Origin of the sequence: Pseudomonas fluorescens, assembly GCF_018614775.1 — a bacterium.
In the GTDB taxonomy this organism is placed as follows: Bacteria; Pseudomonadota; Gammaproteobacteria; order Pseudomonadales; family Pseudomonadaceae; genus Aquipseudomonas; species Aquipseudomonas fluorescens_BY.
Genome location: NZ_JAGGOF010000022.1, coordinates 22,345 through 38,224, shown reverse-complemented (window position 1 = coordinate 38,224; position 15,880 = coordinate 22,345). Strand labels below are relative to the sequence as shown.

Here is a 15,880-nt window from a genome sequence, read left to right as displayed (position 1 = left end):
AAAATCATTAGGCCAGTTCAATCCCGCTCCCACAAGGGATCGGGGCTCACCGAAAATCTGCCGTCCAACAAATACCTTTGTGGGAGCGAGCTTGCTCGCGATGACGTCGGCACAGCCACCCTCCATGCAAGCTGAACCACCGCTTTCGCGAGCAAGCCCGCTCCCACACGTTTCAGCGCCGAGCGATAGGCTCAACCACCACCGTACACGTCATCCCCGCCGCCAGCAGCACCCCCTCCGGCACTTCATCAAGGTGAATGCGCACCGGCACCCGCTGGGCCAGCCGCACCCAATTGAAGGTCGGATTGACGTCGGCAATCAGCTCACGACTTTGCGGATTGTCACGGTCGTAGATCCCGCGAGAAATGCTCTCCACATGGCCCTTGAGCACTTCACCGCTCATCAATTGCAACTGCGCCGAATCACCAATCCGCACTTGGGGCAGCTTGGTCTCTTCGAAGAAGCCATAGACCCAGAATGAATTCATATCCACCACGGCCATTTTCGCCTCGCCGATGCGCGCATAGTCGCCACGGTGCACGTTGAGGTTGGTCACGTAGCCATCCACCGCTGCCCGGACTTCGGTGCGCGCCAGGTTCAGTTCGGCGGCCTCCAGTTGCGCCTGGGCGTGCTGGTAATCGGCCAGGGCCGAGTCGGCGATATTGCTGGCGTCGTCGCGGTTTTCCCGGGAGATCACCAGGCTGTCCAGGTCGGCACGGCGATGGGCATTGATCTTGCGCATTTCCCAGGTCGCCTTGCGTGACGCCACCAGGGCGCGTGCCTGCTTGACCGCGATGCGGTAATGCTCCGGGTCGATGCGCATCAGCAAGTCGCCCTTCTTCACCGCCTGGTTGTCGCGCACTGCAACCTCGACCACCTCGCCGCTGACATCGGCGGCGACGTTGATGATGTCGGCCCGGACCCGCCCATCGCGGGTCCAGGGGGTGTTCATGTAATGCTCCCAGAGCGTGCGGCCAATCCACAGCGCCAAGGCCAGCACCAGCAGCGTCGCAAGCAGGCTGAAAAACTTTTTCATTGCATCGATCTCAACGGTAGACCGTCAGCACCAGGGCGCCGAACAGGCAGGTAAACAGACTCAGGCGCAGCAGCGCCGGGTGCCAGAAGAAGCGGTACAGGTCCAGCCCGGACAGGAATCGGTCGAGGGCCCAGGCCAACGCGGCGGCGATGAAAAACATCAGGGTCATGGTCGGCATGTACACGCCATGGAAGGCGATCTCACGGGGCATGTTCAGGTTCCTGGCGCAGCGGTGCGGCATAAGCCGCCAACGGTGATTGCGGGTCGAGCAGCGAGGTGCGGATGAAATGCAGGTAGCTTTTCACCCGACGCAAGGCCGAGGTGTCGAAATGCGGCGCGAAGGGTTCGTCGGTGGCCTGCACGCGGTTGATGGCGTGATCCACCGCCACCAGGGCTCGCTCCAGATGGTTCTGGTTCGGCTGGCGAAACAGCCGCACCAGCGCCCGTCCCATCCCGCGAATCGCCTGGCGCCACGGCTGGCTCTCGGCATACGCCGGGTGCACCGGCAGGATCGCCTGCTCCTTGCGCAACTCGATGACCGCGTGACCGACCTCCAGCACCACGAACATCCAGCGCAGCAGGTCGCGCTGCACCCGGGGCTGCCCCGCCGCCAGCCCGTAGGCCTGGTGCAGCAAGTCCCGGGTACGGCTTTCGAACCCCGAGGCCAGGCCCTTGAGCCTGCCACTGATGGCGAACACCACCTGCTCGCGCAGGTCCTGTTCGAGCCGACGCCACATCCAGCGGCTGTTGGGTGGCAGGATGATCGCCCCGGCAGCGGCGCACACCAGCATGCCGAGGACCATCGCCAGGTAATCGTTGATGAAGGCGTAGGGGTTGTAGAGCGTCAGGTTGTCCGGCACCGAGCCGGTGCAGAAAAAGATCAGCAACCCCAGCCCGACGCCGGCGTAGCGCGGCCGGGAACTGAGGAACGAGCCCAGAGTAAGGACCGGGGCGAGCATCACACACAGCAACGGGAAACCGTCGATCAGCGGAAAGACGAAGAACATCTCGACGAAGCCGATCAACGCCCCGCACAAAGTGCCGCAGGCCATCTGGAACGCCATGCGCTTGGGGTTCGGCGTCGCCGCCGACAAGCCCACGGTAGCGGCGGCGATCATCGTCATGGTCGCGCCACTCGGCCAGGCCGTGGCGACCCAGTAGCTGCCCAGCACCAGCAGGATGAAGGCCGCGCGAAACCCCGAAGCGGCGGCCGCCAGGCCATTGGTCTGCGGCACAAAGGGTTCGTCCCAGCGCTCGCGTTCGTGGCGATGCTCGGCCAGGGAGGCATGGGTCAGGGCGTAGCCGTGCAGGTCGTCGACAAAGCGATAGAGCAGCTCGTAGGCGGTATGGAAATCCAGCTGTTGCGCATCACTCGGCTGTGTTTCCTGGAACAGCGCCCGCAGCCGCCGCACCTGGGCTGGCAGGTCGGCCTTGTAGTTGGCCAGGGCCGCCGCCAGGCGGGCCGCATCGGCGTCGGTCAGGGCGCGGCCGCTGAAACCGTCGAGCAATTCGGCCAACGTCTGCAAGCTCGGCTTGATGGCGTCCACCACGTGATCCGCGGCGCTGCCGCGCAAGCGTTCAAGCAACTGGTGCAGGGCATTGAAGCGGGTGGTGATGCCCATGAATTCGCTGTTCAAGCGACTGAGCCGGCCGTTGCGCCGACGCATGTGCGGGTCTTCGAACACGGTGACGCTGCGCAGGCTTTCCAGGCCGACGGCTTCGGCAATGAACCGCACGTTGCCGGCCTCGAATGCGTCCCGCCGGCTGCGCCCACGCAAGCCGTCGGTGACGAACAGGGCAAACACTCCGAAGCGCTGGTACAAGGCGTTGCGCATGGCGGCGCTGGCGGTCTGCGGCAGGATCGCGGCGCTGGCCAGGGTTGAGCAGAGGATCCCCAGGGAGATTTCCAGGACTCGCCAGACCGCCGCCATGAACGCGCCTTCCGGATGAGCCAGGGCTGGCAGCCCGATCATCGCCGCGGTGTAGCCGGCCAGCACGAAGCCGTAGGCGCGGAAGTTGCGATAACGCGCCGCGCCGGCCGTGCAGAGGCCGACCCAGATCGTCAGGCAGCCGAGAAACAACTCGGTGTTCTGGGCGAACAAGGCGATCAGCGCCACCATCACCGCCGAACCCGCCAGGGTGCCGAGGAAGCGGTAGAAGCTCTTGGCGAATACCTGGCCGCTCTGGGGTTGCATGACGATGAACACGGTGATCATCGCCGTGCGCGGTTGCGGCAGCTCCAGGCGCATCGCCAGCCACAACGTCAGGAACGCGGCCAACAGGACCTTGAAGATATAGACCCAGGTCACCCCATCGCTGCGGGCCCAGTCGTAAAAGCCACGGCGCCATTCGAGGCGGTAGAGCCAGCGCAGGGGGGCGAATAAAAACGTCATGGGCAGGCGCTCATCGACACAAACCCCTGGCGAGTCATCGCGCAGGCACATCGCGACCGGCCTCAAGCCCACCGCCCAACGCCGTCACCAGGTCGGCGTGGGCAATCAGCCGCGCGGCTTCCACCTGTTGTTGCACCTGTTGCTGCTTGAACAGCAGGCTCTGGGCGGTAAGCACGTTGAGGTAGTCGGTCAGCCCGCGCTGGAACGCCACCAGCGCAATGTCGTAGGTGCGCTGCGCCGCGGCCACGGACTCGGCGGCGAAGGTGTGTTGCTTGTCCATGGACTGGCGACGGATCAACTGGTCGGAAATGCTCTTGAGCGCATTGACCAGCGTCTGGTTGTAGTGCGCGATGGCGACGTCATAACCGGCGCTCGCCTCGCCCAACTCCGAGCGCAGGCGCCCACCGTCGAAAATCGGCAGCGAGATCGCCGGGCCGACGTTATAGGTGAGCTTCTTGCCGGTCAGGAATTCCAGCATTCCACCACCGGTGGCCATGTAGCCCAAGCTGCCCACCAGATCGACGTTGGGATAAAAACCGGCGCGGGCCACATCGATACCCCGGGCCTGAGCCGTCACCTGCCAACGCCCTGCCACCACATCCGGACGCTGGCCAAGCAACTCGGCGGGCAGTGCCGACGGCAGTTTCAACGGCGTGCCCAGGACCAGGGTCGGGCGCTGCAACTGCGCGCCCGCCCCCGGCCCCTTGCCCGCCAGCGCTGCCAACTGATTGCGACCCAAGGCAATGGCTTCGTCGAGGGCGTCGAGTTGACGATGGGTTTCGGGCAACGGCGCCTGGGCCTGGCTGACTTCGAAATGGGTGCCGATGCCGCCGTCCAGGCGTTTCTGCGCCAGCTGCAGAATCTGCTCTTGCTGATGCAACGTGGCGACGACGATATCGCGCTGGGCGTAGTGCAGAGAAAACTCGATGTAGGCATGCACGATGTTGTTCTGCAACTCCAACTGTGCCTGCCGCGCCTCGGCCACGCTCATGTGAGCCAGATCTACCGCCCGCTCGCTGGCGTTGCGCTGACGACCCCACAGGTCCAGGGCATAGCTCAAACCCAGGGCGGCGCTGTTGTCCCACGTGGTGGTGTTGGCCAGCTCGCCGGGACCATAGAATTGATCGGTCGGCCAGTTGTGGCGCTTGAGCGTCGATTCGCCGTTGACCTGCAGCGACTCGGCGGCCTCGGCCACCCCGGCCATGGCCTTGGCCTGCCGCACCCGCGCCGCCGCCATCGCCAGGCTTGGGCTGTCATGCACGGCAAGGTCGATCCAGCGATCCAGCTGCCGGTCGCCATAGGCCTGCCACCACTGGCGGGTGGGCCAACGGGCGTCGCGGGCAGCTTCGCGGATCGCCGCATCGGTGACCAGTTGATTGGCTGACAGTGCCTGGCCCTGCGGCGCAATCCCTCCCGTCCCGATGCAACCGCTGATGGTCAACGTCAAAACCCAAACACTGAGAGTCTTCAGCTCTCTGCTGATGCAACGCGGCACTGGCGAAAATTTCCTGAGGTGGGCATGAGGAGGCGATAGCGTGCTTGCCTGTTAACACAACCCTGTGGGAGCGAGCCTGCTCGCGATGGCGTCAGCACAGCCAATACGCCGACAACTGACCCACCGCCATCGCGAGCAGGCTCGCTCCCACAAGTCACCGCTAAACAGATCACTGCTGAAGTGCCGGCAATTCTAGGTACGAGGCTCAACGGCGATAAGCCGACCTTTCTGCGAATCTTTGTTACCGTTAACGCGATAATCCAAACGTCGGGTCCCGTAGCGCCGCAACTTCATGTCACAATTTGCTACCGCCCAAGAGAGCCTTCCATGGACACCTTGCAAAACATGCGCGCGTTCAGCTGTGTTGCCGAAGCCGGCAGCTTCACCGCCGCCGCCGTGCAACTGGACACCACCACAGCCAACGTCTCGCGTGCGGTTTCCAACCTGGAAGCCCACCTGCAAACTCGCCTGCTCAATCGCACCACGCGGCGGATCGCCCTGACCGAGGCAGGTAAACGCTACTTGCTGCGTTGCGAGCAGATCCTGGCCTATGTGGAAGAAGCCGAGGCCGAGGCCAGCGATGCCCACGCACGTCCCGCCGGCCAGTTGAAAGTCCACACCATGACTGGCATCGGCCAGCACTTCGTGATCGACGCCATCGCCCGCTATCGCAAGACTCATCCGGACGTGACCTTCGACCTGACCCTCGCCAACCGGGTGCCGGACATCCTCGACGAGGGCTACGACGTGTCCATCGTGCTCGCCAGCGAGCTGCCGGACTCGGGCTTCGTCTCCCAGCGCCTGGGCATCACCTACAGCATCGTCTGCGCTTCCCCAGCCTACGTGAAGGCCAGCGGCTGCCCGCAAAAACCCAGCGACCTGCTCAACCACGCGTGCCTGCGCCTGGTCAGCCCGGTCATTCCGCTGGAAAAATGGGTGTTCGACGGCCCGGAAGGCCAGGAAATGGTCACCATCAACAGCTCACCGTTCCTGGTGAACTCCGCCGATGCGATGAAAACCGCGATCACCAGCGGCATGGGGGTGGGGGTCTTGCCGGTGTACGCCGCCATCGAAGCGCTGCGCAACGGCACACTGGTGCGGGTGATGCCCAACTACCGCTCTCAGGAACTGAACCTATACGCCATCTACCCTTCGCGCCAGTACCTGGATGCGAAGATCAAGACCTGGGTCGAATACCTGCGCGGTTCACTGCCGGAGATCCTGGCGGCGCACCAGGCCGAGCTCACGGCTTATGAATTGAGCGGCAGCCTGACGGGCGCACGGGCAGCGAACTGAAGCCGCCCCTGTGTTCGAGGGCGACGGTTCAGCGCTTGCCCATCGAGCGACGTGTGCCGGGAGGCGCGGCACCCGGGGTCTTGGTATGGCCGTTCTTCGCGCCATTTTTGTACCACGGCTGTTGCGCGGCACCTTTGGCGGCGGCCAGCTCGCCGGGCTTGAACGGGAACTTGAAGGCCGGGATCGCGGCTTTATCACTTTCGGCGCTGGAAACATCGCTGTCAGGCAGGTCGGCCTGTTCGCCGCCTGGCTGTTCGTCGGCGGGCGACAGTATCGGGGAAGTCATTTGAAGCTCCGGGTAATGCGTGTAAGTCGGGCCCGCAGAGCGAGCCGCGAGAGGCGCTAGTATACCCGCCCTTTATCAGGGCGCACGGGACAGTTTCCATCAGCCTTGGCACCCGCCTGACGATAGGTCAGGACAAAACTGACAAGCCTGTCAGTCAGGCGTCACCTTCCTGACCGCCTCGCAACGCTATATAAGAACGATAGAAATCCCACCGTCCTGAACCGGCTCTTCGCATCCATGCACATCCAGAAAAAAATCGTCCTGCCCGTTGCGCTCCTGGTCGCTTTGGCGGCCCTCGCCTTCTGGTTCGTCATGAAACCGGTCACCGCCAAGCCATCCGCTCCCGCCGCCATTCCGGTACGGGTCGTCAGCGTGGTGCAGAAGGACGTGCCGCGTTTTGCCAGCGGCATCGGCACGGTGCTTTCATTGCACAGCGTGGTCATTCGTCCGCAGATCGACGGCATCCTGACCCGCCTGCTGGTCAAGGAAGGACAACGGGTCAGCAAAGGCGACCTGCTGGCGACCATCGACGACCGTTCGATCCGTGCCAGCCTCGACCAGGCCCGGGCACAGCTCGGCGAAAGCCAGGCACAGCTGGCGGTGGCCCAGGTCAATCTCAAGCGCTACAAATTGCTCAGCGTCGACGACGGCGTCTCGAAGCAGACCTACGACCAGCAACAGGCCCTGGTCAATCAGCTCAAGGCCACCGCCCAGGGCAATCAGGCGGCTATCGATTCGGCACAGGTGCAGTTGTCCTACACGCAGATCCGCTCTCCGGTGAGCGGGCGCGTCGGCATTCGCAATGTCGACGAGGGCAACTTCCTGCGCACCAGTGACACCGCAGGCCTGTTCACGGTGACCCAGATCGATCCCATCGCGGTGGAGTTTTCCCTGCCGCAGCAAATGCTGCCCACCTTGCAGCGGTTGATCGCCGCGCCCGACCAGGCTTTGGTCCAGGCTTTCATCGGTGCCGATGGCTCGTCGGGGGAGCTGCTGGGCGAGGGCCGGCTGAGCCTCATCGACAACCAGATCAACGCCAGCACCGGGACCCTGCGGGCCAAGGCTGAATTCAGCAACGCCGCGCAACGACTGTGGCCGGGGCAGCTGGTGACGCTGAAAATCCAGACCACAATCGACAAGGACGCCCTGGTGGTACCGCCGACCGTGGTCCAGCGCGGGCTGGAGCAACACTTCGTGTATCGGGTCAACGGTGACAAGGTCGAGAGCGTGCCGGTGGAAATGGTCTACCAGGACAGCGACATGCAGATCATCAAAGGCGTGAACCCCGGCGACCAGCTGGTGAGCGACGGTCAGTCACGGCTCAAGCCGGGCACCCATATCCAGGTGCTCAGTGATCCACCCGCCCTTGCCAAGTCCGTGGAGCCGCAGCCATGAAGGGCCGCGGCTCGATTTCGGCGTGGTGCATCAACCACCCGATCGCCACGGTGCTGCTGACCTTTGCCCTGGTACTGCTGGGGCTGATCGCCTTCCCTCGCCTGCCCGTCGCGCCGTTGCCGGAGGCAGAGTTCCCGACCATCCAGGTCAACGCTCAATTGCCCGGTGCCAGCCCGCAAACCATGGCGTCGTCGGTGGCGACGCCGCTGGAGGTGCAATTCAGCGCCATCCCCGGCATCACCCAGATGACCTCCAGCAGTGCCTTGGGTTCGACCAACCTGATCCTGCAATTCACCCTGGATAAAAGCATCGACACCGCTGCCCAGGAAGTCCAGGCAGCCATCAACACCGCCGCCGGCAAACTGCCCAACGACATGCCCAACCTGCCGACCTGGCGCAAGGTCAACCCGGCCGACAGCCCCGTGCTGATCCTCAGCATCAGTTCCACGCTGATGCCCGGCACCGAGCTGAGCGACTACGTCGAAACCCTCCTTGCCCGTCAGATCAGCCAGATCGATGGCGTCGGACAAGTCAACATCACCGGCCAGCAACGCCCGGCGATACGGGTCCAGGCCTCGGCCGACCGCCTCGCCGCCATCGGCCTGACCCTGGCCGACATCCGCCTGTCGCTGCAGCAGGCCAGCCTCAACCTGGCCAAGGGTGCCCTGTACGGCGAGTCGAGTATTTCCACCCTGTCCACCAACGACCAGTTGTTCCAGCCCGAGGAATACCGCGAGTTGATCGTGTCCTACAAGAATGGCGCACCGGTCCACCTCAAGGACGTCGCCAAGGTTGTCAACGGGTCGGAAAACGCCTATGTCCAGGCCTGGTCCGACAGCGAGCCGGGGCTCAACCTGGTGATCTTCCGGCAGCCGGGGGCGAACATCGTCGAGACCGTCGACCGTGTCCAGGCGGCCCTACCCACCCTGCGGGCCATGCTGCCCGCCGTCGTACAGGTCAAGGTGCTGATCGACCGTACCCAGACCATCCGCGCCTCGTTGCATGAGGTGGAGGTCACCCTGCTGATCACGGTGTTGCTGGTGGTGGCGGTCATGGCGCTGTTCCTGCGCCAGCTCTCGGCAACCCTGATTGTCTCAGCGGTGCTGGGGGTGTCGCTGACCGCCAGTTTCGCCCTGATGTACGTCATGGGCTTCAGCCTGAACAACCTGACCCTGGTGGCGATCGTCATCTCGGTGGGGTTCGTGGTGGACGACGCGATTGTGGTGGTGGAGAACATCCACCGGCACCTGGAAGCCGGCGACAGCATGCGCGAGGCGGCGATCAAGGGCGCCGGCGAAATCGGCTTCACGGTGGTGTCCATCAGCTTCTCGCTGATCGCCGCGTTCATCCCGTTGCTGTTCATGGGCGGCGTGGTCGGGCGCCTGTTCAAGGAGTTTGCCCTGACCGCCACCTCGACCATCCTGATCTCGGTGGTGGTGTCGCTCACCCTGGCGCCAACCCTGGCCGCGTTGTTCATGCGCGCCCCGGTGCATCATGCCCACAGCAAGCCGGGGTTCGGCGAACGCCTGCTGGGCGGTTATGAACGGACCCTGCGGCGGGCCCTGGCCCATCAGAAACTGATGATCGGCGTATTCGGCCTGACCCTGGCGCTGGCCGTGGTCGGCTACGTGTTCATCCCCAAGGGTTTCTTCCCGGTGCAGGACACCGGCCTGGTGCTGGGCACCAGCGAGGCCGCCGCCGATGTGTCATTCCCGGACATGGTTGCCAAGCACAAGGCCCTGGCCGACATCGTCGCCGCCGACCCGGCGGTGGAGACCTTTTCCCACTCGGTCGGTGTCTCGGGCAGCAACCAGACCATCGCCAACGGCCGCTTCTGGATTGCCCTCAAGCCGCGGGCCGAGCGTGACGTGTCGGCCAGCGGCTTCATCGACCGGATTCGTCCAAAACTGCTGAAAATTCCCGGCGTGGTGTTGTACCTGCGGGCCGGACAGGACATCAACCTCAGTTCCGGCCCCAGCCGCGCCCAGTATCAATACGTGCTAAAGAGCAACGACGGGCCGACGCTCAACGCCTGGACGCAAAAGCTCACTGACAAGTTGCGCGGCAATCCGGCGTTTCGCGATATCTCCAATGACCTGCAACTGGGCGGCAGCATCACCCACATCAACATCGATCGCAGCGCGGCGGCGCGCTTCGGCCTCACCGCCAGCGATGTCGACCAGGCCCTGTACGACGCCTTCGGCCAGCGGCAGATCAATGAATACCAGACCGAGACCAACCAGTACAACGTGATCCTGGAACTCGATACGGCACAACGGGGCAAGGCCGAAAGCCTGGCGTATTTCTACCTGCGCTCGCCCTTGAGTGGCGAAATGGTCCCGCTCTCGGCCCTGGCCCGCTTCGACGCCCCCAGCAGCGGCCCGTTGTCCATTGCCCACGACGGCATGTTCCCGGCCGCCAACCTGTCGTTCAACCTGGCGCCCGGCGTGGCGTTGGGGGATGCGGTGCGTATGCTCGACCAGGCCAAGAACGAGATAGGCATGCCGGCGGCCATCACCGGCAACTTCCAGGGGGCGGCCCAGGCGTTCCAGAGTTCCCTGGCCAGTCAGCCGTGGCTGATCCTCGCCGCGCTGGTGGCGGTGTACATCATCCTCGGCGTGCTCTACGAGAGTTTCGTGCACCCGCTGACCATCATTTCCACGTTGCCCTCGGCCGGCCTCGGCGCGCTGATCATGCTCTGGCTGCTGGGCCAGGATTTTTCGATCATGGCGCTGATCGGGCTGGTGCTGTTGATCGGTATCGTCAAGAAGAACGGCATCCTGATGATCGACTTTGCCCTCGATGCCCAGCGCAACGGTGGGCTCACGCCCCAGGAAGCGATTTTCCAGGCCTGTGTGACCCGGTTCCGGCCGATCATGATGACGACCCTGGCCGCCCTGCTCGGCGCCCTGCCGCTGATGCTCGGCTATGGCCCGGGTGCCGAGCTGCGTCAGCCACTGGGTATCGCGGTGGTGGGCGGCCTGCTGGTGAGCCAGGCGCTGACGCTGTTCACCACACCGGTCATATACTTGTGGCTCGAGCGGCTGTTTCATCGGCCCAGGCTTGCGCCGACGGCATTGGCGACGACACACTGAGGCGGGTCCATGCGCGTTCTGATCATCGAAGACGAAGAAAAAACCGCGGACTACCTGCACCGCGGCCTGACCGAACAGGGCTACACCGTGGACGTGGCACCGGACGGCGTCGAGGGCTTGCATCTGGCGCTGGAAAGCGACTATGCGGTGATTGTGCTCGACGTGATGCTGCCAGGCCTGGACGGCTTCGGCGTGCTACGGGCCTTGCGCGCCCGCAAGCAGACCCCGGTGATCATGCTCACCGCCCGGGAACGGGTCGAGGACCGCATCAAGGGGCTGCGCGACGGCGCTGACGATTACCTGGGCAAGCCGTTTTCCTTTCTGGAACTGGTGGCGCGCCTGCAGGCCCTGACCCGCCGCAGCGGCGGCCATGAACCGGTGCAAGTGAGCATTGCCGACCTGTGGATCGACCTGATCAGTCGCAAGGCGACGCGCGCCGGCCTACGTCTGGACCTGACCGCCAAGGAGTTTTCCCTGCTCACTGTCCTGGCCCGTCGCCAGGGCGAAATCCTGTCGAAGACCGCGATTGCCGAAATGGTCTGGGACATCAATTTCGACAGCGACGCCAACGTGGTCGAAGTGGCCATCAAGCGCCTGCGCGCCAAGCTCGACGGGCCGTTCGAGCAGAAGCTGCTGCACACCATTCGCGGCATGGGCTACGTGCTGGAGAGTCGCAGTGAGTAACAGTCTCGCGCTGCGCCTGAGCGGGATGTTCACGTTGGTGGCGGCGTTGGTGTTCCTGCTGATCGGCGGCGCGTTGTACCAGCAAGTGGCGAAGGGCCTGGGCCTGTTGCCGGAAGCCGAACTCGATGCACGCTACAGCGTGCTGGAATCGACGGTGGGCCGCTACGGCACGCCTGAGCACTGGGTGAAGATCAACAACAAGCTGAAGTTGTTGGGTGAAGAAGACAAGCGCATTCATTTCTGGATCGTCAGCGGCGACCCACGTTTTGAATATGGCAACCCTGACGCGCAGATCCGCGCCTTTGCCGAGGGGCCCCTGGGTAAACGTGACCTGAACCTGCCCCATCGGCACTACCCGATGAAAGTGCTGGTGAGCCAGTTCCCGGCCAAGGACCAACGGCCACCGCTGCGCTTCATGATTGGTATCGACACCGAAACCTTCTACCAGACCCAGCATCAACTGTTGGTGGCACTGGTGAGCCTGGCCATCGTCGGCGTGCTGCTGGCTTCCGCACTGGGCTATTGGGTGGCGCGGATCGGCCTCAAACCGTTGATCAAGCTGTCCGACGAAGCCCGGCGCCTGACCCCGCCGCGCCTGTCTGGACGCCTGCAACTGACACCGCTGCCGCCGGAACTGAACCAGTTCGTCAGTTCTTTCAATGCCACCCTCGACCGGGTCGAACTGGCCTATTCACGCCTGGAGTCGTTCAACGCCGACGTCGCCCACGAACTGCGCTCGCCCCTGACCAACCTGATCGGTCAGACCCAAGTGGCGCTGACCCGTGGCCGCTCGGCCGAACACTACTTCGAAGTGCTGCAATCAAACCTCGAGGAACTGGAACGGCTGCGCTCGATCATCAATGACATGCTGTTCCTGGCCAGCGCCGACCAGGGCAGCAAGGCCACCAAGCTGACCCGCGCCTCGCTTGCCAGCGAAGTGGCAACCACCCTCGACTATCTGGACTTCATCCTGGAAGACGCCCAGGTCCAGGTCCGGGTCAGCGGCGATGCCCAGGCCAACATCGAGATCGCCCACCTGCGCCGGGCGCTGATCAACCTGCTGAGCAATGCCGTGCAGCACACCGCGCCAGGGCAGTTCATCGACGTGCGCATCGAAGCCCAGGCTGACCAGATCACCCTGGCCGTTACCAACCCCGGCGAACCGATTGCAGGCGAACACCTTCCGCGCCTGTTCGAACGCTTCTACCGGGTCGATGCCTCGCGCAGTAACAGCGGCGCCAACCACGGGCTGGGGCTGGCGATCGTCAAGGCCATCGCCCTGATGCATGGTGGCGACGTGTTCGTGCGCAGTGACCGGGGCGCCAATACCTTTGGCATCCGCCTGCCCGCCTGACACCCATGCGCCAACTGTGGACGGATTTCCGCGCCCTTGAATGCTGGGCGAAAGGCAATTGGATCAAAATGACCCTTTCGCAGCCGTCGTCGGTCACAACCGGTATGGCGCGAACATTGATTGCCCGCCCCCACCGATCCAAGCACAATCAGCAAAAGGCCGGCAGCTGGCTCGTTGCCAGTTATGCATCCTTTGGGAAGGATCCTCGCCACATGACAATGCAGACATCGGAACCATGAGCGCGAGCAGTGCAACACCCGGCAACCCCCCGCTAATACGTTCGGAGCGGGCACTCGTGCTCGCCAGCTCGCTGGTGGTCATTGCCATCCTCAGCATCGTCACGTTCCTGCTGATTCGCGAACACGACAGCGCCCAGGACGAAGCGACACGCGCAGCCAGCAATATCGTGCAATTGATCGATGCCGACGTGCTGCGCAACGTCGAACTCTACGCCCTGTCGCTGCGGGGCCTGATCGCTACGGCAAAACGTGAAGACCTCAACGACGTGTCGCCGACGATCCGTCACCTGGCGCTGTTCGACCGCGCCACCGCTGCGCCTTATAAAGGCGACATCCTGCTGCTCGACAAGCGTGGCGATGTGATCGCCGACTCCGCATCGATCACACCGCGAAAAGGCAATTACGCCGATCGGGAGTATTTCCGTGCCCATCTCGAAAACCCGAGCCTGGACATGATGATCAGTCGCCCGTTTCGTTCCAGGAGCATTGCCCAGGACTGGCGCATCAGTTTCAGTTATCGACTCAACGACGAGCAGGGGGAATTCATGGGGGTGGCCGAGGCTGCGATGCGCCTCAACTACTTCAGCCAGTTGTTCAAGAGCCTGAACATCGGCCATGGCGGGACGGTCAACCTGGTCAGCCGCGGTGGCATCCTGTTGGCCCAGGAACCGCTTCTGGCCGAGGACATGGTCGGCAAGGACTTCAGCCAGCGACCGAACTTCGTGCGGATCCTGCGTGAAGGCAACGGCAGTTTCACCGGCATCTCCAGTGCCGATCAGACCCTGCGCCTGTATACCTTTTCCCAAGTGGGCGACTTGCCGTTGATCGTCGTGGTCGCGCTCTCCTCCCAGGAAGTATTTGCCTCGTGGCGACGTACCGCGCTGATGGTCAGCGGCGCCACCGGCGCGTTGTGCATTGCTTTGCTTTGGCTCACCTGGCTGCTGCGTCGCGAATTGAGGCGTCGCCACACGGCCGAGCAGGACCTGGCACACCTGGCTTCGATCGATTCCCTGACCGGCCTGGCCAACCGCCGGGCCCTGGACGTGAAGCTGCGCCAGGAATGGCTGCGGGCTCAACGCTCGGGCCAACCGCTGTCCGTCATGATGATCGATGCCGACCACTTCAAGGCCTATAACGACCGTCACGGCCATCATGGCGGTGACGAGGCCCTACGAGCCCTGGCCCAACTGATCGGCAACCATGTCCGTCGCCCTGCTGACCTCGCGGCACGCTACGGTGGCGAGGAGTTCTCTGTGGTAGTGCCGGAAACCGCCACTGCAGGCGCCTTCACCCTGGCCCAGAATATCCGCCAGGCAGTCGAACAACGGCCACCCACTATCGCCGGTGACGCGCCGATGACCGTCAGCATCGGCATCGCCACCTGGGCAAAAGGCCCCTACGGCAACCTCGAACAGCTCCTGGCCGCCGCCGACAAGGCGCTCTACCAAGCCAAGGCCAGCGGCCGCAATCGCGTGGTCTGCGCGATGTAACCCCGGCCCTGGCCAATGCCGGTCAGCTCAGCCACAAGCTTTGCTCCCACAACAAGCCCGTCGTTCACCAGTACTCGGCGATAAAAAAAGGCCACCCGAAGGCAGCCCTTAAAAAACTAGAGAGGTTTTTTGCCTACACGGCCGCGACAGGGCGCATGTAAGAGATGGGTGCGGCGCTGGCGTCTTCGAACGTCACGACTTCCCAAGCATCTTTCTGCTCAATCAACTTGCGCAGCAGTTGGTTGTTCAGTGCGTGGCCGGACTTGAAGCCCTTGAACTCACCAATCAGGCTATTGCCCAGCAGGTAGAGGTCGCCAATTGCATCGAGGATCTTGTGCTTGACGAATTCGTCTTCATAACGAAGGCCGTCTTCATTCAACACGCCATCGGAATCGACCACGATCGCGTTTTCAACACTGCCGCCGAGTGCGAGGTTGTGCTTGCGCAGGTACTCGATGTCACTCATGAAACCAAAGGTACGTGCGCGGCTGACTTCTTTTACGAACGAAGTGCTGGAAAAATCCACGCTTGCACTCTGGGTGCGGTCCCGGAAAACCGGGTGATCGAAATCGATCTCGAAGCTCACCTTGAAACCTTCGAAAGGGACGAAAGTGGCGCGCTTGTCGCCATCTTCCACGGTCACTTCCCGCAGGATACGAATGAACTTCTTGGCTGCGTCCTGCTCTTCCAGGCCAGCCGATTGAATCAGGAATACGAAGGGTCCGGCGCTGCCATCCATGATCGGGACTTCGGACGCGGAGAGCTCGACGTAGGCGTTATCGATGCCCAGGCCGGCCATGGCCGAGAGCAAATGCTCCACCGTGTCCACTTTGGTGTCACCGTTGACCAACGTGGTCGACATAGTGGTTTCACCAACGTTTTCCGCGCGAGCAGGAATCTGCACCACAGGGTCGAGGTCGGCGCGACAAAACACGATGCCGGTATCGACAGGCGCGGGCTTGAGGGTCAGGTAGACCTTCTCGCCGGAATGCAGACCGACGCCTGTGGCACGGATAATATTCTTCAGGGTGCGTTGTTTAATCATGGCATGGGCCGCTTCAGCGCAAATTGCGAACTGGTATCAACAAAGGCTGGCGATGATAGCAGACCAGACCTT

Annotated in this window: 12 protein-coding genes; 6 read left to right on the top strand and 6 right to left on the bottom strand. The window is 63.3% G+C overall.

From position 1 onward, the window contains the following. Positions 1–172: 172 nt before the first annotated feature. Genes J7E36_RS06595 through J7E36_RS06580 form a run of 4 tightly spaced genes read right to left on the bottom strand, consistent with a single transcriptional unit; the run spans position 173 to position 4,924 of the window. Positions 173–1,036 (bottom strand): efflux RND transporter periplasmic adaptor subunit, encoded by an 864-nt coding sequence (locus tag J7E36_RS06595; RefSeq protein WP_215001082.1) that lies wholly within the window; start codon positions 1,034–1,036, stop codon positions 173–175. A 10-nt stretch (positions 1,037–1,046) separates the two neighbouring features. Further along, a complete protein-coding gene (locus tag J7E36_RS06590; RefSeq protein ID WP_215001080.1) occupies positions 1,047–1,247 on the bottom strand; it encodes a DUF1656 domain-containing protein in 201 nt (66 codons plus the stop codon). Further along, positions 1,237–3,429 carry an FUSC family protein gene (locus tag J7E36_RS06585; protein ID WP_215001078.1) on the bottom strand — a complete coding sequence of 731 codons (2,193 nt, stop codon included), beginning with the start codon at positions 3,427–3,429 and terminating at the stop codon, positions 1,237–1,239. The genes J7E36_RS06590 and J7E36_RS06585 overlap by 11 nt, the downstream gene beginning before the upstream one ends. A gap of 34 nt (positions 3,430–3,463) precedes the next feature. Beyond that, a complete protein-coding gene (locus J7E36_RS06580) occupies positions 3,464–4,924 on the bottom strand; it encodes an efflux transporter outer membrane subunit (protein WP_215001075.1) in 1,461 nt (486 codons plus the stop codon). A 327-nt stretch (positions 4,925–5,251) separates the two neighbouring features. Here J7E36_RS06580 and J7E36_RS06575 point away from each other — a divergent pair, with 327 nt between their 5' ends. After that, entirely contained in the window at positions 5,252–6,220 is a 969-nt protein-coding gene (locus J7E36_RS06575) for a LysR family transcriptional regulator (protein WP_215001073.1), read from the top strand. Positions 6,221–6,248: 28 nt separating this feature from the next. On the opposite strand, the gene J7E36_RS06570 is transcribed toward J7E36_RS06575, so the two are convergent. Then, positions 6,249–6,506: a hypothetical protein gene (locus tag J7E36_RS06570; RefSeq protein ID WP_215001071.1), complete on the bottom strand. Its 258-nt coding sequence runs from the start codon at positions 6,504–6,506 to the stop codon at positions 6,249–6,251. A gap of 237 nt (positions 6,507–6,743) precedes the next feature. Here J7E36_RS06570 and J7E36_RS06565 point away from each other — a divergent pair, with 237 nt between their 5' ends. From J7E36_RS06565 to J7E36_RS06545, 5 genes are all read left to right on the top strand, one after another. Next, positions 6,744–7,901, top strand: a complete 1,158-nt coding sequence (locus J7E36_RS06565; RefSeq protein WP_215001069.1) for an efflux RND transporter periplasmic adaptor subunit — start codon at positions 6,744–6,746, stop codon at positions 7,899–7,901. Further along, the gene (locus tag J7E36_RS06560; RefSeq protein WP_215001067.1) at positions 7,898–10,996 is read left to right on the top strand and encodes a multidrug efflux RND transporter permease subunit; all 3,099 of its coding nucleotides are present in this window, start codon (positions 7,898–7,900) and stop codon (positions 10,994–10,996) included. The genes J7E36_RS06565 and J7E36_RS06560 overlap by 4 nt, the downstream gene beginning before the upstream one ends. Positions 10,997–11,005: 9 nt before the next feature. Then, on the top strand, positions 11,006–11,680 hold the full coding sequence (locus J7E36_RS06555) for a heavy metal response regulator transcription factor (protein ID WP_215001064.1): 675 nt from the start codon (positions 11,006–11,008) through the stop codon (positions 11,678–11,680). Beyond that, the gene (locus tag J7E36_RS06550; RefSeq protein WP_331275361.1) at positions 11,673–13,034 is read left to right on the top strand and encodes a heavy metal sensor histidine kinase; all 1,362 of its coding nucleotides are present in this window, start codon (positions 11,673–11,675) and stop codon (positions 13,032–13,034) included. Before J7E36_RS06555 ends, J7E36_RS06550 begins: the two co-directional genes overlap by 8 nt. Before the next feature lie 235 nt (positions 13,035–13,269). Continuing rightward, positions 13,270–14,763 carry a sensor domain-containing diguanylate cyclase gene (locus J7E36_RS06545; protein WP_215001061.1) on the top strand — a complete coding sequence of 498 codons (1,494 nt, stop codon included), beginning with the start codon at positions 13,270–13,272 and terminating at the stop codon, positions 14,761–14,763. Positions 14,764–14,896: 133 nt separating this feature from the next. On the opposite strand, the gene lpxC is transcribed toward J7E36_RS06545, so the two are convergent. Beyond that, a complete protein-coding gene (lpxC, locus tag J7E36_RS06540; protein ID WP_215001059.1) occupies positions 14,897–15,808 on the bottom strand; it encodes a UDP-3-O-acyl-N-acetylglucosamine deacetylase in 912 nt (303 codons plus the stop codon). Between the last annotated feature and the right edge of the window lie 72 nt (positions 15,809–15,880).